Origin of the sequence: Yoonia sp. 2307UL14-13, assembly GCF_037572755.1 — a bacterium.
GTDB lineage: Bacteria > Pseudomonadota > Alphaproteobacteria > Rhodobacterales > Rhodobacteraceae > Yoonia.
Genome location: NZ_JBBIFZ010000004.1, coordinates 78,906 through 99,838, shown reverse-complemented (window position 1 = coordinate 99,838; position 20,933 = coordinate 78,906). Strand labels below are relative to the sequence as shown.

Annotated in this window: 19 protein-coding genes; 9 read left to right on the top strand and 10 right to left on the bottom strand. The window is 57.3% G+C overall.

What is annotated here, in order from left to right:
- Nucleotides 1-24 precede the first annotated feature (24 nt).
- The 3 genes from V8J85_RS11755 to V8J85_RS11745 form a co-directional block, all read right to left on the bottom strand.
- Nucleotides 25-1,668 carry a CTP synthase gene (locus V8J85_RS11755; protein WP_339953937.1) on the bottom strand — a complete coding sequence of 548 codons (1,644 nt, stop codon included), beginning with the start codon at nt 1,666-1,668 and terminating at the stop codon, nt 25-27.
- 158 nt (nt 1,669-1,826) lie between these two features.
- On the bottom strand, nt 1,827-2,180 hold the full coding sequence (gene secG, locus V8J85_RS11750; protein WP_339953936.1) for a preprotein translocase subunit SecG: 354 nt from the start codon (nt 2,178-2,180) through the stop codon (nt 1,827-1,829).
- 78 nt (nt 2,181-2,258) lie between these two features.
- Nucleotides 2,259-2,654, bottom strand: coding sequence for a DUF6524 family protein (locus V8J85_RS11745; RefSeq protein ID WP_339953935.1), 396 nt, complete (start codon nt 2,652-2,654; stop codon nt 2,259-2,261).
- Between the two features lie 138 nt (nt 2,655-2,792).
- Between V8J85_RS11745 and V8J85_RS11740 the strand changes: the two genes are divergently transcribed.
- Nucleotides 2,793-4,085, top strand: coding sequence for an adenylosuccinate synthase (locus V8J85_RS11740; protein ID WP_339953934.1), 1,293 nt, complete (start codon nt 2,793-2,795; stop codon nt 4,083-4,085).
- A 6-nt stretch (nt 4,086-4,091) separates the two neighbouring features.
- Complete coding sequence (locus V8J85_RS11735; RefSeq protein WP_339953933.1) at nt 4,092-4,325, top strand: DUF2842 domain-containing protein; 234 nt, start codon at nt 4,092-4,094, stop codon at nt 4,323-4,325.
- A 58-nt stretch (nt 4,326-4,383) separates the two neighbouring features.
- On the opposite strand, the gene V8J85_RS11730 is transcribed toward V8J85_RS11735, so the two are convergent.
- Nucleotides 4,384-6,024, bottom strand: coding sequence for a hypothetical protein (locus V8J85_RS11730; RefSeq protein ID WP_339953932.1), 1,641 nt, complete (start codon nt 6,022-6,024; stop codon nt 4,384-4,386).
- A gap of 134 nt (nt 6,025-6,158) precedes the next feature.
- On the opposite strand from V8J85_RS11730, the gene V8J85_RS11725 reads away from it, so the two are divergent.
- The gene (locus V8J85_RS11725) at nt 6,159-6,824 is read left to right on the top strand and encodes a thiamine diphosphokinase (protein ID WP_339953931.1); all 666 of its coding nucleotides are present in this window, start codon (nt 6,159-6,161) and stop codon (nt 6,822-6,824) included.
- On the opposite strand, the gene V8J85_RS11720 is transcribed toward V8J85_RS11725, so the two are convergent.
- From V8J85_RS11720 to V8J85_RS11705, 4 genes are read right to left on the bottom strand one after another with little or no spacing between them, the layout of a single operon-like run.
- Nucleotides 6,766-7,677, bottom strand: a complete 912-nt coding sequence (locus V8J85_RS11720; RefSeq protein ID WP_339953930.1) for a DMT family transporter — start codon at nt 7,675-7,677, stop codon at nt 6,766-6,768. The two genes, V8J85_RS11725 and V8J85_RS11720, sit on opposite strands and share 59 nt — an antisense overlap.
- 35 nt (nt 7,678-7,712) lie before the next feature.
- Nucleotides 7,713-8,249, bottom strand: coding sequence for a DUF6886 family protein (locus tag V8J85_RS11715; protein WP_339953929.1), 537 nt, complete (start codon nt 8,247-8,249; stop codon nt 7,713-7,715).
- 30 nt (nt 8,250-8,279) lie between these two features.
- Nucleotides 8,280-9,194, bottom strand: coding sequence for a hypothetical protein (locus V8J85_RS11710; protein WP_339953928.1), 915 nt, complete (start codon nt 9,192-9,194; stop codon nt 8,280-8,282).
- A gap of 10 nt (nt 9,195-9,204) precedes the next feature.
- Complete coding sequence (locus V8J85_RS11705; protein ID WP_339953927.1) at nt 9,205-10,578, bottom strand: L-serine ammonia-lyase; 1,374 nt, start codon at nt 10,576-10,578, stop codon at nt 9,205-9,207.
- A gap of 361 nt (nt 10,579-10,939) precedes the next feature.
- On the opposite strand from V8J85_RS11705, the gene rpiA reads away from it, so the two are divergent.
- The 6 genes from rpiA to V8J85_RS11675 all read left to right on the top strand — a co-directional run bounded on the left by rpiA (nt 10,940) and on the right by V8J85_RS11675 (nt 18,400).
- On the top strand, nt 10,940-11,728 hold the full coding sequence (rpiA, locus tag V8J85_RS11700) for a ribose-5-phosphate isomerase RpiA (protein ID WP_339953926.1): 789 nt from the start codon (nt 10,940-10,942) through the stop codon (nt 11,726-11,728).
- A gap of 69 nt (nt 11,729-11,797) precedes the next feature.
- Nucleotides 11,798-13,255, top strand: a complete 1,458-nt coding sequence (locus V8J85_RS11695; RefSeq protein ID WP_339953925.1) for an FAD-dependent oxidoreductase — start codon at nt 11,798-11,800, stop codon at nt 13,253-13,255.
- 76 nt (nt 13,256-13,331) lie between these two features.
- Nucleotides 13,332-14,513 (top strand): FtsH protease activity modulator HflK, encoded by a 1,182-nt coding sequence (gene hflK, locus V8J85_RS11690; RefSeq protein WP_339953924.1) that lies wholly within the window; start codon nt 13,332-13,334, stop codon nt 14,511-14,513.
- Entirely contained in the window at nt 14,513-15,406 is an 894-nt protein-coding gene (gene hflC / locus V8J85_RS11685) for a protease modulator HflC (protein ID WP_339953923.1), read from the top strand. Before hflK ends, hflC begins: the two co-directional genes overlap by 1 nt.
- Nucleotides 15,407-15,908: 502 nt before the next feature.
- Nucleotides 15,909-17,339 carry a Do family serine endopeptidase gene (locus tag V8J85_RS11680; RefSeq protein WP_339953922.1) on the top strand — a complete coding sequence of 477 codons (1,431 nt, stop codon included), beginning with the start codon at nt 15,909-15,911 and terminating at the stop codon, nt 17,337-17,339.
- Nucleotides 17,340-17,641: 302 nt separating this feature from the next.
- Nucleotides 17,642-18,400, top strand: a complete 759-nt coding sequence (locus V8J85_RS11675) for a class I SAM-dependent methyltransferase (RefSeq protein ID WP_339953921.1) — start codon at nt 17,642-17,644, stop codon at nt 18,398-18,400.
- Between the two features lie 12 nt (nt 18,401-18,412).
- On the opposite strand, the gene V8J85_RS11670 is transcribed toward V8J85_RS11675, so the two are convergent.
- Nucleotides 18,413-18,802 carry a GFA family protein gene (locus V8J85_RS11670; RefSeq protein WP_339953920.1) on the bottom strand — a complete coding sequence of 130 codons (390 nt, stop codon included), beginning with the start codon at nt 18,800-18,802 and terminating at the stop codon, nt 18,413-18,415.
- The gene (locus V8J85_RS11665; RefSeq protein ID WP_339953919.1) at nt 18,799-20,892 is read right to left on the bottom strand and encodes a TRAP transporter permease; all 2,094 of its coding nucleotides are present in this window, start codon (nt 20,890-20,892) and stop codon (nt 18,799-18,801) included. Before V8J85_RS11665 ends, V8J85_RS11670 begins: the two co-directional genes overlap by 4 nt.
- Between the last annotated feature and the right edge of the window lie 41 nt (nt 20,893-20,933).

Sequence of the window (20,933 nt, the reverse complement as noted above, 5' to 3'; positions counted from 1 at the left end):
GCCGTTGCTGTGCTTCGAAACAGTTTAGACCAAACGCGAAACCTCAACAGCGGCCCGCACGAAATCTGCAAATAAGGGGTGCGGCGCAAAAGGTTTGGACTTTAGCTCTGGGTGAAACTGCACCCCGATGAACCAGGGATGATCTTTCCACTCTACGATCTCTGGCAGTTTCCCGTCGGGTGACATGCCGGAAAAACACAGACCGGCCTGTTCCAATGTCTCGCGGTATTTGATGTCGACCTCATAGCGGTGGCGGTGACGTTCTTCGATGGAAGTGCTGTTGTAGACATCTGCTACCTTCGACCCCTCATCCAGCGTTGCGCTATAGGCCCCTAGCCGCATCGTCCCGCCCTTGTCGTCATTGGCCTTGCGGGCAACCTTATGGTTGCCTTGCACCCATTCCTTCAGGTGATAGACGACCGGTTCGAACCGCTTTTTGCCCGCTTCGTGGTCGAATTCCTCTGACCCGGCTTTTTTCAATCCCGCCAAATTGCGGGCAGCCTCGATCACGGCCATCTGCATGCCGAGGCAAATACCCAGATAAGGGATCTTCTTCTCGCGCGCGAATTGCGCTGCCTTGATTTTACCCTCGGTTCCCCGTTCCCCGAATCCTCCCGGAACGAGGATCGCATGATAACCTTCCAGAAACGGTGCGGCATCCTCGCGGTCGAATAGTTCGGCATCGACCCATTCAATCTTCACCTTCACGCGGTTGGCCATCCCGCCATGGGTCAACGCCTCTGCAATAGATTTATAGGCGTCCTCCAACTGCGTGTATTTACCGACGATGGCAACTTTCACCTTACCCTCGGGATTATGAATACGGTCATGCACGTCATGCCAGACATCCAGCTTCGGCGCGGGGGCGGGTGAGATGTCGAAAGCATCCAGCACCGCCTGATCAAGGCCCTCGGCGTGGTAGGCAAGCGGTGCTTCGTAGATTGATTTAAGGTCATACGCTGCGACCACCGCCTCTTTCCGCACGTTGCAGAACAAAGCGATCTTTTCGCGTTCTTTCTCGGGGATCGGCTGTTCGGACCGGCAAACGAGGATATCGGGCGCGATCCCAATGGATTGCAATTCCTTCACGCTGTGCTGGGTCGGCTTGGTCTTCAATTCGCCCGAAGCGGCCAGATAGGGCAATAGGGTCAGGTGCATGAAAATGCACTGTCCACGTGGCTTGTCGTGGCTGAACTGACGGATGGCTTCGAAAAATGGAAGGCCTTCAATATCGCCGACTGTACCGCCGATCTCGCACAGCATGAAATCGACCTCATCCTCGCCGATGCTGATGAAATCCTTGATCTCGTTCGTGACGTGAGGAACGACCTGAATCGTCTTGCCCAGATAATCGCCGCGTCGTTCCTTCTCTAAAACGTTGGAATAAATGCGGCCCGAACTGACCGAGTCGGTTTTGCGCGCGGGTACGCCGGTGAAGCGTTCATAATGGCCAAGATCAAGATCGGTCTCGGCTCCGTCATCGGTGACGAAGACCTCACCGTGTTCAAACGGAGACATCGTCCCGGGGTCGACATTCAGGTAAGGGTCCAGCTTGCGCAGCCGAACCGAATAGCCACGCGCCTGCAAAAGCGAGCCCAAAGCGGCCGACGCCAGCCCCTTGCCTAGCGAAGACACAACGCCACCGGTAATGAAAATAAAGCGTGCCATCGGCTGGGAACTCCCGTGAAAACTTCCAAAATCTGTGGGAAAACGAACGCCAAAGTTCGCATCATCACGGGGTTCAAGCCCTAGCGGATTCGGCGTTTTTTTGCAACCGCTGACCCAAGATCATGTTGCTGAATCTTGCTGCTCAGCAACCCCTTGTGTCATTCGCCGGTTGGGACCAACGGTTCGTCAGACGGCGACGGAGGTAACAAGCTGTCGCCCAAATCGCCAGGGGTCGTCTCATCGTCGCTGCTTTCAATTCCCAAACGGTCCACGACGGATGCACCAGCGGTCTGATCTGCTGCGATCAGCGTCAAAGCGACTGATGTACAGATGAACGCGATCGCCAAAAGCCATGTGAATTTACCGATGGCTGTCGCCGGTGGCCGACTGCCCGTGGCGCCACCGCCGCCGCCACCAATGCCCAATCCCCCGCCCTCGGACCGCTGCAAAAGCACGGTTCCGATCAGGCTGAGCGCTAGGATCATGTGGATGGTTAAAACAACGTTTTCCATTTGGGGCCTTTCGGGTCGCAGTCGCGAACATGCGGTATCTAAAAGCTGTTAGGCGGTCCCGCAACCCCCGATCAGCCCTTATTCATCCACGTCATCCATATCCGCCTGCCCGGTCAAGCGTCGGCGCACAATGGACCAGCTCAGGCCAATCGCCAATACAAACGAAAGGGTGAAAACCGCGATCCAGGTATTCACCGTGGGGTTATCAAGACTGACGATGCCCTGATCGTAAAGCACCCACAAAAGCGTGCCCACTACAGCAAAAACCAGGATCATACCGAACACCCCAATCGACCGCAGCGTCGCCCGCAGATAGATGATGTACCCCACAAGCAGTATCAGCCCAAAGAGCACAGTAAGCGACAGGTTTGTTTCAAAGTTCGCCATGCTCCAGCGGACAAAGTTCCATTCGGTCGGATTATAGGTGGCCGCCAAAAGGACAAATGCAAAGACCCAGCGAATGACAAAACCCATGATCGTTCTCACTTCATATTCCGTTTTGGCAAAGAATGGCGGCGGTCTCCGACGCTGTCCACCCACTTTGCCGCTTTCAAGCGGGCGCCCGCACGGCTATAGGGTGCACGCGATTTTGCAACAGGAAAGCGGTAATCAATGGCAAATGTGGTGGTCGTCGGCGCGCAATGGGGAGATGAGGGCAAGGGCAAGATTGTCGATTGGCTCTCGGAGCGGGCTGATGTCATCGCGCGTTTTCAGGGCGGGCACAATGCAGGGCACACGCTCGTCATCGATCAACAGGTGTACAAACTACACGCCCTGCCATCGGGCGTCGTGCGCGGCGGCAAATTGTCGGTAATAGGCAATGGTGTCGTGTTGGACCCCTGGCACTTGATCAACGAGATTGAAACTTTGCGCGGGCAGGGGGTCGAAATATCTCCGCAGACGCTGATGATTGCTGAAAACACCCCGCTGATACTGCCATTTCATGGTGAACTTGACCGCGCGCGCGAAAGCCAGAACTCGGTGGCCAAGATCGGGACAACCGGGCGCGGCATCGGCCCTTGTTATGAGGACAAAGTTGGCCGTCGCGTAATCCGCGTTGCTGATCTGGCAGATGATGCGACGCTGGAATTGCGGTTGGACCGCGCTCTGATCCATCATGATGCGTTACGCCGTGGTCTGGGGCTGCAGCCGATTGATCGTGACGACGTTCTTGCCAAACTGCGCGAAGTTGCGCCCCAAATCCTCGAATACGCCGCACCCGTCTGGAAAGTGCTGAATGAAAAGCGGAAAGCGGGCAAGCGTATCCTGTTCGAAGGCGCGCAGGGTGCGTTACTGGATATCGACTTTGGTACCTATCCGTTTGTGACATCATCCAACGTCATCGCAGGCCAGGCCGCGACTGGTGTCGGCATGGGGCCTAGTGCGATTGACTTTGTACTGGGGATCGTAAAGGCCTACACAACTCGCGTCGGTGAGGGGCCATTCCCTACTGAATTGGATGATGCAGACGGTCAGCGTCTAGGGGAGCGTGGGCACGAGTTTGGAACCACGACAGGCCGCAAGCGTCGTTGCGGCTGGTTCGATGCTTGCCTGGTGCGTCAAACCTGTGCGACATCCGGTGTATCGGGAATTTCGTTGACTAAGCTGGATGTTTTGGATGGTTTTGAGACATTGCGCATATGTGTCGGCTACGAATTGGACGGTCAGCAACTGAATTATCTGCCTACTGCAGCTGATCAGCAGGCCCGATGCAAACCTGTCTATGAAGAGATTGAGGGATGGTCGGAGTCGACCGAAGGTGCACGTAGTTGGGCCGATTTGCCCGCGCAAGCGATAAAGTATGTACGGCGGATCGAAGAGTTGATCGAGTGCCCGGTCGCCCTAGTTTCCACATCACCAGAGCGCGAGGACACGATCCTCGTTACCGACCCATTCGCCGACTAGGGTGTCATGACCTACAAATCCCGCAAACGCCTTGCCCTCTTCGTTCTTGTCATCGGTCTGCCAGCCTATGTCGTGTTCGCTGTCACGGTCATGAGTGGTATGATGAACCGAGACATCCGGCTGCCGATGCCGGTCGAGCTGTTGGTTTACATCACGCTTGGCATTGCCTGGGCGTTGCCGGTCAAGTGGGTGTTCAAAGGAATCGGTCAGCCCGATCCCGATGCGCCGCCGCAGGATTGACAAAGGAAAAGGCGAGGTTTGCACCTCGCCCTCATTCAGTCTGGCGCATGCGAAACAATCAACCTTGGGCGACATTCCCATCCGGCCGGAAACGTGTATCTTCCGAGACCTGAAAACGACCATTGTTCAGCTTGATAATCCGGCTCTGACGCAACAATCGGCCAAACGACCTTAGCCCATCCTCACGACTGAATTCGTCATTTGCGGCCATCTGTACCTTTTTCATCACCTGTGGACGCGAAAAATCGGTATCGCCTTCGACAAACGAAATATAGGCTGCCGCCGCTTCCAGCAAATCACTTAGCTCGGTCGCACCCTTCTCAGCAGCGAACTCGGCAAAGCCGCCCTTCGCCTCACCGGTTTCTTTCACCGACGCAATCTGGCGCAACCGCTCCGCAGGATCGGCGGGAGGTGTTTCGATCAGTTGCTCTGCGACGAGCTTCAACGGGCGCGAGATGGGTCGGGAAATCGGACGGTCTTCGTTTTCTTTAGGTTTCGTGACTTCGGTCAAATCATCGCGGAAGGCATCCTTGGGGTCCGCGTCGGCATCGCGGTCGCCCAACTGGCGCGCTGCTTCCGTGGCGGCAACGGCCGCCTTAAGCTGGGCGAATGCGTCCCGGTGGCGGCGTCCCTCAGGTTCGTTCAGGCGCTCATCAGCCTGTGACATGATACGTGACATGGCGTCATCGTCGTTTTCAGGCAGGTTTTCGCGTCGCGAAAAGATCTCGCGACGTAAAGCGGGGGCGTCGTGGTCATCAGCCTCTTCATCCGCCTCGACGTCATCATCGTCCGACATCTCCGCTGGCGCAACTTCGTCCTCTACCGTGGGGTCGGACGCCTCATCGTCGTCGGGGTCAATATCCGATAGAATAAGTGGCGTATCTGCGACGTCTTCACCCGAGAAATCAAAATCGTCAACTGGCACATCTTCTTCTTCGTCGGTCGCCCCATCTGGGGTGCCGGTCAAGGCGGACAAGCGGTCAACGACACTCGCGGTTTCGCCCGGTTGTTCTTCATCTGAGCGCGATTCATGACCGCGAGGTGGCGTGCGTCCGACCAAAGCGCGGATGCGCTCCAGCTTGGCGGCGACGCTGTCACCAGCATCGGGCGCATCGTGTGTTGGGGCCGGATCGTAGAAGTTTTCGTCTTCGCCAGTGGCATCATCATCTTGGGCGGTATCATCCGGCGCGGCGACGTCTGCCGGTTCCTCATCTTCCGCAATCACAGCATCGTTTTCACCATCAAATGCCACAACAGAGTCTTCGATGTCGATCTGATCCGGCTCTGATGGATTTTCCGCATCTACGCCGTCATCAGCAGACAAAATTTCTTCCGATGATTGTTCTACGGCCGACAACTCTTCGGTTACGTCGTCATCGTCGGCGGTCGGCAATATGCGCAAAGAGGGGCGTAGCATATCCTCTTCATCAGCCGCACCGTTGGCAGCGGCAACACGCAGGCTGACGCCTTCATCCGTCATCTCAGCCTCTACCGGGCCTTCCTCGGTTTCTTGAACGAGGTCTTCCAATGCTTCAAGGTCAGGTGCCTGAGGCTCCATATCCATAAAACGCTCATGACCTGCCAATTCATGGAAATATGACACAACCGCCTTCATCGTCTCGACCGAGTCTTCAAAACCCTCGAGCCGACACGAGAATGTCCCGTAGGAAACACTCAGAATCTTACTATTTTCGCCCATATTGTCCGCTCTCTTCAACTTTTGGCCGCATGTTGCTGGACAGACATTCCCTCTTAACTCAGAACACCATGACGGTACATTCGGGATCATTTTGTGACCGTTTTGGGGAATGTTTGTGAATAGAGGTAAATAAAGTGCCCACGAATAAGATTGTTTCTGCCGACGGAATAGTCTGTTTGGTCGGCGGTGCGCCGATCGCGTCCACCATGTTGAAAGGTATTTCCGCCTTTGTTCACAAATACATAGCGGTTGACGCAGGGGCAGATCACCTCCTTCTTGCGGGGATCGACCCCGTCACAGTCATCGGCGATCTGGATTCACTATCCGACCACGCTCGTGCCACATTTGGGGACCGTCTTTGCCACATTTCAGAGCAATCGACGACTGATTTCGAAAAGGCCGTCAGCCGAGTCGCAGCACCTGCCATCATCGCCGTGGGCTTTACGGGTGGGCGGATCGATCACCTGTTGGCCGTCCTGAACGTCATCGCAAGACATTCGGCCGAAAGAATTCTTTTGCTGGATCAAGACGATGTCAGTTTTCTGGCTCTTGATCTCACCGCGTTATCGTTACCCAAAGGCTGTCGCGTGTCGTTTATGCCGCTCGGCCGGGCGCGCGTGACAGCGACCGGCGTGAAATGGCCGCTCAGTGACCGGATCATGGAACCGGTCGGGTTCATCAGTTCATCCAATGCGGCATCCGGCGGCCCGATCGCGGTCCAAACGGACGGTCCACTGCTCATCAGCCTGCCACAGGCGCATCTTGAGGACGCCTTGAAAGCTGTCGCTCGCGCAGAATGACATAAAGACCGGCCGCGACGGTGACAAAGATCCCCATCGCGGCAAGACCATTCGGAAGGTCCGAAAAGATCATCCACCCAATCGCCGTACCGAAAGGGATTTCCAGGTACTGCATCGGCGCAAGGGTGGAGGCGGGTGCAAACCTCAGGCTCCATGTCATGAACAAATGGGCCAGCGTACCGATGACACCAAGCGCCAGAAGCAGCCAGATCGTCGCTGCGTCCAACCCCGTCAAACCCGCGCCTTGCAGGTCGGGCCAAACCAGGATGATCGGCGTCAACATCATCGTGGCCTGAAGTCCGCTGACGGCTTGCAATTTGATCGGGTCCATTGCCCGAGCGATCTTGCGCGTCACCATCATGAACAAGGCAAAAACCATCGCGACGCCAAGAGGATAAAGCGCAGGATAACCGACTTCGATGAAGTTGGGCTGAATAACCAGCAACGTCCCAAAAAACCCCACCAGACAGGCGATCAGCCGGTTTAGGCCGACCTCTTCTCCCATCGCGAAATGACCCAGAAGCAACATGATGAAGGGCATGACAAAGGCGATCGCCAATGCATCCGCCAGAGGCAGATAGCGCAAGGCGGTGAACATCAGGCCGATACCGACGATATGAAGCCCCGTTCGCAGCAGTGTCAAAATCAGCATGCCGTTCGGCAGCCGCAGGTTCTGACCGCTGCGGAAAACAATCGGTATGAGGATCGCGGCCTGCAGCACAAATCGGACAAGCAAGAGCAACCCCAAAGCAACTGCGCCACCCAGCAGCTTCGCGATGCTATCCCCCAACGGGGCCAGCACGCAAAAGGCCAGCATCAAAAGCACACCAAGAAAAGGACGGTCAGCAGACATGATGTCAGCCTAGGCTGGCTTTGCCTCACTGACAATCAACGTGCATTACCAAGACGAATAGCGCTGACATGCAGGCTGGTCTCGAATAGATCGGTCATTGCGTTGATGTCTGAAATCGGGCGCAGTGCGACCTTGCGTGCTTTCAAAAGCGTGCGCAGGCTCGTGAGGCGATGTTTTTGGATTGGTTTGACGACTTCCTTGCTGACGGCCATTCCGACATCACCCAGCATTGTAAAACTATCGGCGGGTAGGGTGTATCTCCAAAGCGTCGCTCGTGAGATCGCACCCGCCCAATGGGTCTGAAAATAGGCGGCCCGATCGGCACGACCAAGCCATCTGCATCGATCATCTACATGTGTTCGCTCGGTAGCCCAAACAACGATGCGCGGGCAATCGCGGGGAAAGAGGTACAGGAAATCATAGGCTTCGTTGATCGCCCAGACCAACGGCCCATTTAGCCATTCCCGTCCGGGCGGACGGTCGCGGACGACCCGTCTCGGAACGAATTCGGTAATGTCGCCGACGTCGCTGAAGTGGTACAGGGTGGTCGTGTGTTTGTCAGAATACGTCATCGTTGGTTTCGCCAGGATTATTCGAAAGCCTCAGCCGCGAATGACACGGAAATTGCCAATATTACAACCGACGTCTTCTCGTGCAAAAACCTGCTCATGTTTCAAAACAAATTCCGTGCCATCGAAATGCCATGCACGCAGAACGCATTCGTCGACTTTGCCACCAAGGTGGGTGACATAGATCAGCTGGCTGTTCACGTTGAAATCGACATTGAGCTCCGTTGTCTCCTCACCGCCGAAAGGGGCGGTGATCCCCTCGCCGGTCCCGGTATCGGTGATATCGTAAAGGCGGCAGGACGTTCCGCAACTTAACGCCACAATCGAATATCGACCGGCAAAGTTGGGACCGCGCTCCAATCCGGCCTGAATTATGGGCAAAAAACGCTCGATTTCCCAATCGCTCATCCCTTGGCTATCGATCTCGATCACCGGGTGATCATCAGGGAGGTAATTGAGCGTCGGAAAATCCGCGTAGGATGGGCCTGTCGTGATGATGAATTTGGGCGCGTAACGGATCGTATCCCAATTCGCGCATATGCTGTTCCAAGTGTCCACCTTGTCGGAAAGGTTCTGCTTTGCATACCATTCGGCCTGACTGACCCATGCGGCATATGTGCGTCCGACACCATGTAAGCGCAGGATGTCTGCACCCCGCATCTCATTCGTAATGTCTGGTTCTTCGATCTTCTCGTAATCGGCAACTAGTTCCGGAACGCCAAGCATACGCCCCAGAATGCCACACTCGTGGCTGTCGCGATAAAAGGCATGCCACGTGATTTCATCGCGCATCCGAACCGAGATTCTTTCAAAACCGCGTCGGTGCGCCTCGGCGATCAAAAAATCCGCGCGTTCCGCGACTTTGGGTATGACTTCATGCCACGGGTCCGGGGCGGCGGGTGTTCCGACAAGCGCGAAGACCATAGCCAATTTTTCGAAATAACGCATACGCCAAGGCCTAGCAGTTGGGCACATTCACCGCCAGCCCGCCCAGGGCAGTTTCCTTATACTTCTCGCTCATGTCCGCGCCGGTCTGGCGCATCGTTTCGATAGCGACGTCAAGCGAAACAAGGTGCTTGCCATCCCCGCGCAAGGCGAGCGACGCCGCCGATACGGCCTTGATCGCCCCCAGTCCATTCCGTTCGATACAGGGGACTTGAACCAAACCCTTCACCGGGTCGCACGTCATGCCCAAATGATGCTCGAGCGCGATTTCGGCGGCGTTTTCGATCTGCTCCGGCGTGCCCCCAAGTACGGCCGCAAGGCCGGCGGCGGCCATGGCAGATGCGCTGCCCACCTCGGCCTGGCACCCACATTCCGCGCCCGAAATCGAGGCGTTGAACTTGATCAAGCCGCCAATAGCCGCGGCCGTCAGTAGAAATTCGGGGACCCGCGAAGTGGTGGCGCCCGGCACATGGTCCAGCCAATAACGGATCGTTGCCGGTACGACGCCTGCCGCGCCGTTCGTAGGGGCGGTGACGACTTGGCCACCAGCGGCATTTTCTTCGTTTACCGCCATTGCGTATGTCGACATGTAGTCGTTGATGGTATGTGGCGCGGTCAAGTTCATGCCCCGCTCGGCCAGCAGTGCATCATGAATGGCTTTGGCCCGCCGCCGTACCTTCAGACCACCGGGAAGGGTGCCTTCCCTTGTCAGCCCCCTGTCGATGCAATCGTTCATCACGTCCCAGATGCGGGAAAGGCCGCGATCCAGATCCGTGTCGGACCCACGGGATACTTCGTTCGCGCGTTTCATCTGGGCGATGCTCTTGCCCGAGGTTTCGGCCATCTGCAGCATTTCATCCGCCGTTTTGAACGGGTACGGGACGGCAGGACCACCATCGGCGTCCTTACCAGCCGCCAACTCTTGCGCGGTCAGGATAAAACCTCCACCAACTGAATAATAGGTAATCTCGATTATCACGTCGCCTTGCGCGTCCGTACCACGCAGGATCAATCCATTGGCATGACCTTGCAGCGGCGGGCCATAGTCGAAGATGAGATGTTGCTGTGGATCGAAGGCCAGTTGACCCAGACCATCGGGTTTCACGCAATGTTCGGCCTTGATACGGTTGAGTTCGGCTTCGGCGCGGTCGGCATCATAATCATCTGGTCGAAACCCGGCGAGCCCTAGAATGACGGCGCGATCGGTCGCATGACCAACCCCTGTAAACGCCAGACTGCCGTGCAGCGAAGCCCGCAGCCCATGCACTTTGAAAGGCTGCGCCTGCAGATGATCCAGAAAACGGGCCGCGGCCACCATGGGCCCCATGGTATGCGACGATGATGGGCCAACCCCAATCTTGAACATGTCGAATACGGATAGAAACATCAGAACGGTCGTCCTTCAGGCGATTTGCGCGATTGGTGATCGGGCCATCGGGGCTTAGCGCTAGATAAGCAGTTGGTCTTTTGTCCTTGCGCCGCGTGGTGAGCAAGCACGGTTTCGCAAGATAATTTCAGCGGCTCCGGTTCCAATCGCATGCAAAGCCATGCGTGGTCAGAGGCGGGGCGCATGAGAAAGTTAAATGCCATGGCAGTCACGCTACCGCAACAAGATGGCCGCGTCCGTTTAAATGCGACGCTTGTCATACGAAAGGTGCACGACGATCTCACATCCTTGTGGGCATTTGAGGTCTCGCACCTGCCGGGCAACTTGCCTATAAGACAACGAGTATTTTCGGAGCTGCCGCATGACCAGTGAACTGTCCCCCATCGACAAGGCGAAATTCGTCGCTGCAAAGCAGGCGACCGACTATGTGAAATCCGGTATGAAGGTAGGGCTCGGAACGGGATCGACTGCAGCGTGGCTTGTACAATGTCTAGGCGAGATGGTGCGCGAAGAAGGTCTTAAGATCAAAGGAGTACCGACCTCCAGTCGGACCGCCAAACTCGCGCAGGATGTAGGGATCGACGTGATCACACTCGATGAGGCCCGCTGGCTGGACGTGACCATCGACGGGACCGATGAATATGATGCCGATCTGAATCTCATCAAGGGTGGCGGTGGTGCGCATCTGCAGGAAAAGATCGTGGCGACGGCGAGTGACCGCATGATCGTGATCGCCGATGCCTCAAAAAAGGTCGACACACTTGGTGCGTTCCCATTGCCGGTTGAGATCATTCCGTTTGGTGCCCGCACGACGCAGGCCCTGGTCGAGGAAACGCTTGTCGGCATGGATGTTTTGGGCCGCGAAGTCACCCTGCGCAAAGCTGGCGATACACCCTTTGTGACAGATGAAGGAAACCATATTCTTGATCTGAACCTCAAACGGATCGGCAATCCGCGCCAGCTGAGCCTGATGCTGAACCAAATTCCGGGTGTGGTCGAAAACGGGCTGTTTCTGGATATCTGCGATACCGTCATCGTCGGACATGGCGATGGCCGCGTCACGGTGCGCGACATCGAAGACGACGGTGGGGCCGAGATTCACTTCAACGTGCTCGATGACACCAATATCTTTGCCGATCTCCAGGATTGAACGGCCAATGACCTCTTGGCGCGCCGCGTGACCCAGAACAACATCTCGACCAAAAAACGGAGCAGCAACATGACCTTCGACTACGACCTCTTTGTCATCGGTGGCGGCTCTGGCGGGGTTCGGGCGGCACGGGTGGCCGCGGCGACCGGCGCCAAGGTCGCGCTCGCTGAAGAGTACCGCATGGGCGGCACATGTGTGATCCGCGGTTGCGTCCCCAAGAAACTGATGGTCTATGCCAGCAGCTACCCTGATATCTTTGACGATGCGCGACAATATGGCTGGGACGTGCAGCATGGAGATTTCAACTGGGGCAATTTTCGCACCCGGCTGCATGCTGAACTGGACCGGCTGGAAGAGGTTTATCGCAACCTCCTGAATGGCTCTGACGTCGAAATTTTCGACGGGCGCGCCATCATGGATGACCCCCACACGGTCAGGATCAACGACAAGACGGTAACGGCAAAGCATGTCCTGATCGCGACAGGCGGTCATCCCGTCCGTCCTGACATGCCCAATGCCGATCTGGGGATCGTGTCCAATGACATATTCCTGATGGAGAAAATGCCCAAATCCGTGTTGATCATCGGCGGCGGCTATATCGCTTGTGAATTCGCCTGCATCCTGCATGGTCTGGGGGTCGAGGTGACACAATATTATCGCGGCGCGCAAATTCTGCGGGGCTTTGACGATGAGGCGCGTGGGCTTCTGGCGGACTCGATGATCCAGCGTGGGATCAACCTGCATGTCGGAACGAACATTGTCGAAATGGCCCCGGCGAGCGAGGATCACACCGGCGCGCAACCGACCAACTCCGACGCGGCGATGGGTGCACCGGCACAGGATATCGCAAGCAATCCGAAAAGCGATACAGCTAAAACGGCCAAAGAACCGATCTGGGTGAAGGCCACAAATGGTACCGAGAAGGTCTTTGATCACGTGCTGTTCGCCACGGGGCGGTCGCCAAACACCGATGGCATCGGTCTGGAAGAGGCGGGCGTAAAACTCGGTCGCCGCGGTGAGGTCGCGGTTGATGATTATTCTCAGACATCGGTTCCCTCGATCTACGCTATCGGAGACGTGACCAATCGTGTGCAACTGACGCCGGTGGCCATCCGTGAAGGCATGGCTTTTGTCGAAACGGTTTTCAAAGGCAATCCCACAAAACCTGACCACGACCTGATCCCTTCCGCTGTCTTTACCCAGCCCGAACTCGGCACAGTCGGCCTGACCGAGGAAGAGGCTCGCGAACAAGAGCCGATCGAGGTTTATTGCACCTCATTCCGCCCGATGCAGCAGGCTTTTGCAGGAAAGTCCGAGCGCGTGTTGATGAAACTGGTGGTGGCCAAGGAAAGCCGCAAGATCCTGGGTTGTCACATCGTCGCAGATCATGCCGGTGAAATGATCCAGATGGTCGGGATCGCCGTGAAGATGGGCGCAACAAAAGAGGATTTCGATCGAACCGTGGCCGTTCACCCGACCATGGCAGAGGAAATCGTGACCATGAAAGAGCCTATGCGCAGCGCTTGATTTTGACCGGGCAAGGCACACATGGCACAAGGACTGTCCAGAGCATGGGCATTGAATAAGGAAGCTGAGACACACGATGACAGGAAACACTGGGGGCCCATGGGGCGGCGGCGGGAACAAAGGATCGGGCGGCGGTGATGATGACCGTGGCAATGGCGGTCGCAAACCGGGCGACGACCGGCCCAACATCCCCGAAATCGACGATTTGGTAAACAAGGGCCGCGAGCAGTTGCGCGTTCTGATGGGCGGTGGCGGTCAGCGCGGCGCTAACGGCGGTGGCGGTGGCGGCGGTGCACCTCAGCTTAACCGTGGAACCGTCGGTATCGGACTGATCGTGTTGGCCGGGTTGTGGTTATTTTCCTCGCTTTATTCGGTGCGGCCCGAAGAACGCTCGGTTGAACTGTTTTTGGGTGAATTCCACCAAATAGGCGAACCTGGTCTGAACTTCGCGCCCTGGCCGCTGGTCACCTACGAAAAGGTCAGCGTGACTCAGGAACAGCGCATCGACATCGGCACGTCGACCTCTGGTGGCGATGCAGGTCTTATGCTGACGGGTGACGAAAACATCGTCGATATCGACTTTCAGGTAGTTTGGAACATCGCCGATCCGGCGCAATTCAAATTCACACTGTTTGATCCCGCCGCCACGATCGAGGCCGTATCTGAATCCGCCATGCGTGAAATCGTGGCCCAGTCGGAACTGACACCGATCCTGAACACGAACCGTGGTGCTATCGCGGAAGAACTGGAACGGCAGATTCAAAACACGCTTGATGAGTACGAAAGCGGCGTGAACATCGTCCGTGTGAACTTCAACAAAGCGGTCGCACCCGATATCGAGGTCGACGTGACCGATGCCGAGGGCAATGAGCAACGCAAATCGCCCTTCGACGCATTCCGTGACGTCCAGAACGCCGCACAGGAACGGTCGCGCCTGCAAAACCTGGCTGATGCTTATGCCAACCGCGTTGTTGCCGAAGCCCGCGGTGAAGCAGCGGCGACCCTTGAAATCGCCGAATCCTACCGCGCCGAGGTCGTGAACAACGCAATCGGTGAGGCGTCTCGCTTTGCCGCCGTCCTAAAACAATATCAGCTTGCCCCTGAAGTGACGCGCAAGCGGATTTACCTGGAAACGATGGAACAGGTGCTGGGTCGGGTCGATGTAATCCTGCTTGACGAAAATGGTAACGGCGGCAGCCAAGGGGTCGTTCCCTATCTGCCTCTCAATGAACTGCGCCGCCCGGGAGGGTCGAACTGATGCGGAAATCTGTCTATCTCATCCCCATTCTGGCGCTTGCCGTCATTATCGGTCTTTCATCGATCTTTATCGTGGATGAACGCGAAAAGGCGCTCGTGCTGCGATTTGGTCGTGTTGTACAAGTGCAGGAAACACCCGGTCTTGCGTTCAAGATGCCTCTGGTGGACGAGGTCGTGCGCTATAGCGACCTGATCCTGTCGCGTGACCTTGACCCGATCAGCGTCACACCTGAAGACCAGCGCATTCTGATCGTCGACGCCTTCGCGCGTTACCGGATCGAAGACGTGACCAAGTTCCGTCAGGCGGTCGGTGACGGCGGCGAAACTGCCGCGGGTCGGTCGCTTGATCGGATCCTTGATGACGGCATCCGCGAAGTGCTGGGTTCGGTCACATCGAACGACATTCTGTCGGTCGACCGGGCTGCGTTGATGCAACGGATCCGTGACCGGACGGACCTGCGGGCCGACAACCTTGGCCTGGCGATTATCGACGTGCGGCTGAAACGCACCGACCTGCCGCCGGAAAACCAGACGGCAACCTTTGCCCGGATGATCGCAGAACGGGATGAGGAAGCGGCTGACTTGCGGGCGCGTGGTAGCGAGGCACGGCAGCGGATCGAAGCCGCAGCAGACCGGACGTCGGCTGAATTGCTGGCCGATGCCAACCGCGATGCCCTGATCACCCGTGGTGAAGCCGACGGTGAACGTAACCGCATCTTCGCCGAGGCATTTGGGGCCGACCCGGAATTCTTCGAATTCTACCGGTCAATGACCGCCTACCAGAACTCATTGAACGCCGATAACTCCACGATGGTGCTGTCGCCGGATAATGAATTCTTCAATTATCTAAAGTCGGATACTGGGTTGGCACCACCTGCAGCGGCAGAGGAATAGCCGTCACCGCCAAGACGAATGAAAGGGGCCAGCTGTTACGCTGGTCTCTTTTTTGACGCCCTCCGGTATCGACCACGATGGAATGGTAACCGCTGGATCGTGATCCCCCCCCGTCAACTTTCTGCATGGCGCATCCAGAAACGGAAAATCGACCGTTGCGCCTGAATTGCAGGCGCGGATCAAACTACCGTTCCGGCCCATCTCATGGACGATCATACGATCGGGAAATCGACGCGACCAATCGCCTGGCACAGAATGTCACGACGATACGCGGTCACTGGCGGTCGATCCTCCGGCTTCGCGGGCTAGCGAGGCATTGATTTTCAATCGTATGCCAATCACAGCCTGGTGACGCGGTTTGTGTTGAATAATTCCCGCCCTACATAGATGATCAGTGAAGATGAGGTCGCCCAACCGGATTTGGGCAGTCAACGCAAAAGGAGATTTGCGCGTGAAGACGAAAGCAATCGCAATTCAAAAGGTTAGGGACCGCCGCCCACTCATGGCTCTGTTTACCGCGTTGATGCTGGCATTGGCGCTCGTGCTGGCTCAGGTAACGGCGTCAGAGGCGCAGGCGCGGCCGCAGACCTTCGCCGATCTGGCCGAACAGGTCAGTCCATCGGTCGTGAATATTACCACCAGTACGACCATCGCCGGGCGAACCGGGCCGCAGGGTCTTGTGCCCGAAGGCTCACCTTTCGAGGATTTTTTCAACGATCTTGATCGTGGTCCCGATGGCGGGCAGCGTCGTTCGTCGGCCCTTGGTTCGGGCTTTGTAATTTCGGCTGATGGTTTCATCGTGACAAATAATCACGTGATCGAGGGTGCCGATGAAATCCTGATCGAATTTTACCCCGGCGGTGAACCAGGCGTACCCGCCGAAATCGTGGGCACCGACCCCAATACCGATATCGCGCTCTTGAAGGTCGATCTGGACGGTCTCGAATTCGTCGAATTCGGCGACAGCAACGGCGATGGTAGTCGCGTGGGTGATTGGGTCATGGCCATGGGTAACCCGTTGGGCCAGGGTTTCTCGGTCAGTGCCGGGATCGTGTCGGCGCGCAATCGTGCGCTGTCGGGCACATATGATGACTACATTCAGACCGACGCAGCCATTAACCGGGGTAACTCCGGCGGTCCGCTTTTCAACATGGATGGTGAGGTGATTGGCGTGAATACGGCGATCCTGTCACCCAATGGGGGTTCAATCGGGATCGGTTTTGCGATGTCAGCGGCGGTCGTGACGAACGTGATCGATCAGCTGAAGGAATTCGGCGAAACCCGTCGCGGGTGGCTGGGTGTGCGCATTCAGGATGTTACGCCCGATATGGTTGATGCCATTGATGGTCTTGACCTGGCGCGTGGTGCTTTGGTCACCGATGTGCCTGCTGGCCCGGCCGAGGATGCGGGCATGTTGTCCGGCGACGTGATCCTGAATTTCGACGGAGTCGAGATCGAGGATACGCGCGAACTGGTCCGTATCGTGGGCAACTCGCCGGTGGGCAAAGAGGTGCCGGTCGAAGTCCTGCGTGAGGGCGATATGGAATCGCTGACCGTGACGCTGGGCCGTCGCGAAACGTCCGAGGCCGTGGCTTTCCCCGCATCTACCGAAGAAGATCCCGAAACCGGGTCAGAGGCTGATATTCTGGGTCTGACATTGTCGGAAATCACCGAAGAATTGAGCGATCAATATGGGCTGGACCTCGAAGAGGGGCTTGTGATTACCGGCATCAACCCGGACTCAGAGGCCGCTTCCAAAGGGCTTCTTGAGGGCGATGTAATTACCGAGGCCGGTCAGCAGGCGATCACGAGCATCACCGATCTGGAAGACCAGATCGAAGCCGCGACAGAGGCGGGGCGCAAATCGCTGTTGCTGCTGGTCCGCCGCGGTGGTGATCCACGTTTCGTGGCGCTGGTGCTCGAGGAAGAATAAGCGTTCAGAGCGAGAGAGTGGAACGGGCGAGCTGCCATGGCTCGCCCGTTTTTTTGTCGGGCATTTGTCAGCGACAAGGCCCATCGACGAAATATTGAGCGTCCGGAGCGGCCCGTCTTGCCTTGTCGAGCGGTCGTAAAATGAAAGAAAAACCGTCCGCGTGCAACGCACCGGCTTCACCCGGGCTTCCTAAATTCGTGTTGGAACGGCGCAAGCGACGACATCTTCGTCGGAGTTCCCGAAAGCCTTTCAATTCCTCGAAAATGCATCATAAGGTGCGCGAAACCGAGTTAAGGAATGTCATGGGCATCCCCGACACATTGGCGACCCGCCTGATCGAACTGACGAAACAGCAGAACCTGTCTGGCCATATGCTGATGCTGGGCCGACAGGTGTTTCACGGGACCCGCCGCGGCGCCTCGGCCAAGATGTTCGCGCAAGCGATCAAAGATCATCTTCCGGGCATGACCGAAGATGATCTTCGAAATCCAAATGACCAATACGCCGAGACGTTCTTTCGAAAACTTGGCTTCTCAGCGGTCGACTCCCTCGACATGTCGGATTTTGAGAATGCGTCCATCATCCGTGACCTTGGCAAACCCATCGAAAAAGACCTGCACGAGACCTTCGATGTCATCTATGACGGTGGCACCTGTGAACATATCTTCGACCTGCCGACAGCCTACCGCAATGTCGATAAAATGCTCAAACCCGGCGGAGTGTTTGTGGCCCATTCGCCTGGCAATAACTGGATTAACCATGGCTTTTACCAGATCTGCCCAGAGATCGTATTCGGTTTCTGGGCGCGGGCCATGGGCTATGAAATCATCACTTGCGAACTCCAGCCACTCCGTCCGCATGCCGCGGAAGGTGTGGTCCGGATGAGCAATCCCCTGGTAACGGGGCGGCGTCCTCGCCTGGACGCGGCACCGCCAGGTGGTCTACCGCTTTTGTTGAACTTTGCGGTGCGCAAGCCGATGGAAAGTCGGGCGAGATCCGAAACTGTGTCTCAATCCGACTACGCGGTCAGGTGGAACGAAGCCGCCGAAGCGGAGGATTGAGGCGCGATCAGATCAGCGCGCATTCTGCGGCAGCTCATCAGTGATCTCGTAGTAATCACCCTTCTCCGACACAAAGATATGCATCTTCAACCTTGCCCCGGTCGGTCCGTCGAACGCGCCCATCGCAACCGCTGTCCAATCTCGAAACACCGGGTCCCAGAACAGCGAAGATCCGCATATACGGCAAAAACCGCGCCGGACCTTGTCGGACGATTGATACCAGGTGATATTCTCTTGACCTGCCACCACAACGGCATCACGCGGTACATCGACCGAGGCCTCGAAGTGCCCCGAATGCTTGCGGCAGGCTGTGCAATGACACGCCGAAGGTTGGGGCAGGGGCCCCGTCATCGACAGCGTGACGGCACCACACAGACAGGATCCATGATGCACATCGTTCATGCCGCCACCGCCGATTTCCCGCGGACATTCAAAACCAGCAAGGCCGCGACGATCGCAGCAGCGCCCAGATGGACCCAATGGCTTGCGGGCCACAGGCAGGCCGCACCGGCGATACCCAGAACGATACGGACGGGCCAGCCAATCCGCGCTTCCATGCAGCCCTGCAACGTACCGGCCAGCGCATAGATACCCACGACGCCGAAGCCAAAGATGATGACCACTTCGGCCCATTCACCAGACAAAAGCGGCGAATACGCCATCATCAAAGGCACGATGTAGAGCCCCTTTGCCAGCTTCCAACTGGCTACCCCGGTGGCCATCGCTGGGGCTTTCGCAATCGCCGCCGCGGTAAACGCCGCCAAGGCGACAGGTGGCGTCACATTGCTGTCCTGGCTGAGCCAGAAGATGATCATATGGGACGACAGGATCGCGCCAACAGCGACTTCTGATGGGACGACCATATCGCGCAATGGCGCGGCGACCTCCAACGGCAAGTTGCGGACGATGGCGCTGGCCTCTTCAGACGGGATCGCACCGGTCAAAAGCGCCGGATCAACTCCGCCCAGCATCAGGATCGGCATCGCAGTGGGATCCAATGAGCCTGCGGCCAATGCGTCGATCACGAATCTGTCCTGGATCATCCCTGCCAAAGCCGGGGCGGACAGTGTCGCCAACACGATATAAGCCGCCGTCACCGGCAACCCCATGCCCAACACAAGGCTGGCGATGGCCACCATGATGATCGCAATCAACAGGTTGCCCCCGGCCCATTCGGCGATCATCAGGCTGAACGTGTTGCCGACCCCGGCCGTGGCGATGACGTTAACGATCAGGCCGACGGCGCATAACAGAACGGCGGTCATGATCATCCCCTTGGTGCCCATTACCAGTGCGTCGAACACCGCACGGGGACCCATCGGGTTCTTGGTCAGCCAGCTTGAGGCGACAACGGCGAGGATGCCAAAGACGGCGGCATAGGCGGGGGTGAAGCCCGACACCAGCATCGCGATCAACCCGGCGATGGGGATGATAAAGCTCGCGCCACCTTCGACGAACGCTGACTTCAACGTTTGCCCATCGCTTTCCATCGGGGGCAGGTCCAGCCGCCGGGCTTCGATCCGCACGAAGAAAACAACCGACAGGAAATAAAGAAGCGCAGGCAAGGCGGCGACCGCGACGATGGTTTCATATGGAATTTGCGTAAAGCTCGCCATCACGAAGGCCCCCGCGCCCATAATCGGCGGCATCAACTGACCACCGGTCGAGGATGCCGCCTCGACCCCGCCCGCGAATTTCGGGGGAAAGCCAGCCTTTTTCATCAGCGGGATCGTGATGACCCCGGTCGATGCGGTATTGGCCACCGCCGACCCGCTGATCGTACCAGTCAGGCCCGAGGCGATCACGGCGACGATCCCGGGCCCACCCACCATGCGGCCTGCGACGGCGCGGGCAAGGTTGATGACGAAATCCCCTGCGCCCGACCGGATCAGGAAAGCGCCGAAGATGATGAAGAGGAAAACGAAGGTCGACGAAATCCGGGCGATCGTCCCGAACATCGCGTCATCGCCAAAGATTGACCGGAACGCGATCGACTCCCAAGACAGGCCCGGAAACGAAAATACGCCCCCGATCAATCGGCCCCAATAGCCGACATAGGTCAGTGCCAGAATGATCAGGATCGGAATAACCCAGCCGGTCAGGCGACGGGTCAACTCGATGGCGCCGACGACGCATAGGACGGTCGCTAACCAATCCAGCGTGTTCAGCTTGACGCCGCGGTCATAAATGCCTTGCTCTGCATAAGGCATGTAAACGGCGGCGATCGCGACGGACACGCCCAAGCACAGATCAAAGATCAACATCGGCAGACTGCGCGTCGCCCCACGGATCACGGGAAACAGGACAGCAGCCAGAAACGCGAAACCGGCAAAGTGATAGGCGTTTCGCTGGAATTCCGAGATGATCGGGTCGAAGGCAACATAGATGTGACCGACCGCGATCAGAAAGCACAGGATCGACAGGACGATGCCTGGCACGCCACCAAACTCTCGCTGGGTCGCGCCCTCGGCAGAGCGTTCTTCGGACATCATGTCATCCTTTGAAAAAGGCCCGCGCAAATGCAGCGCGGGCC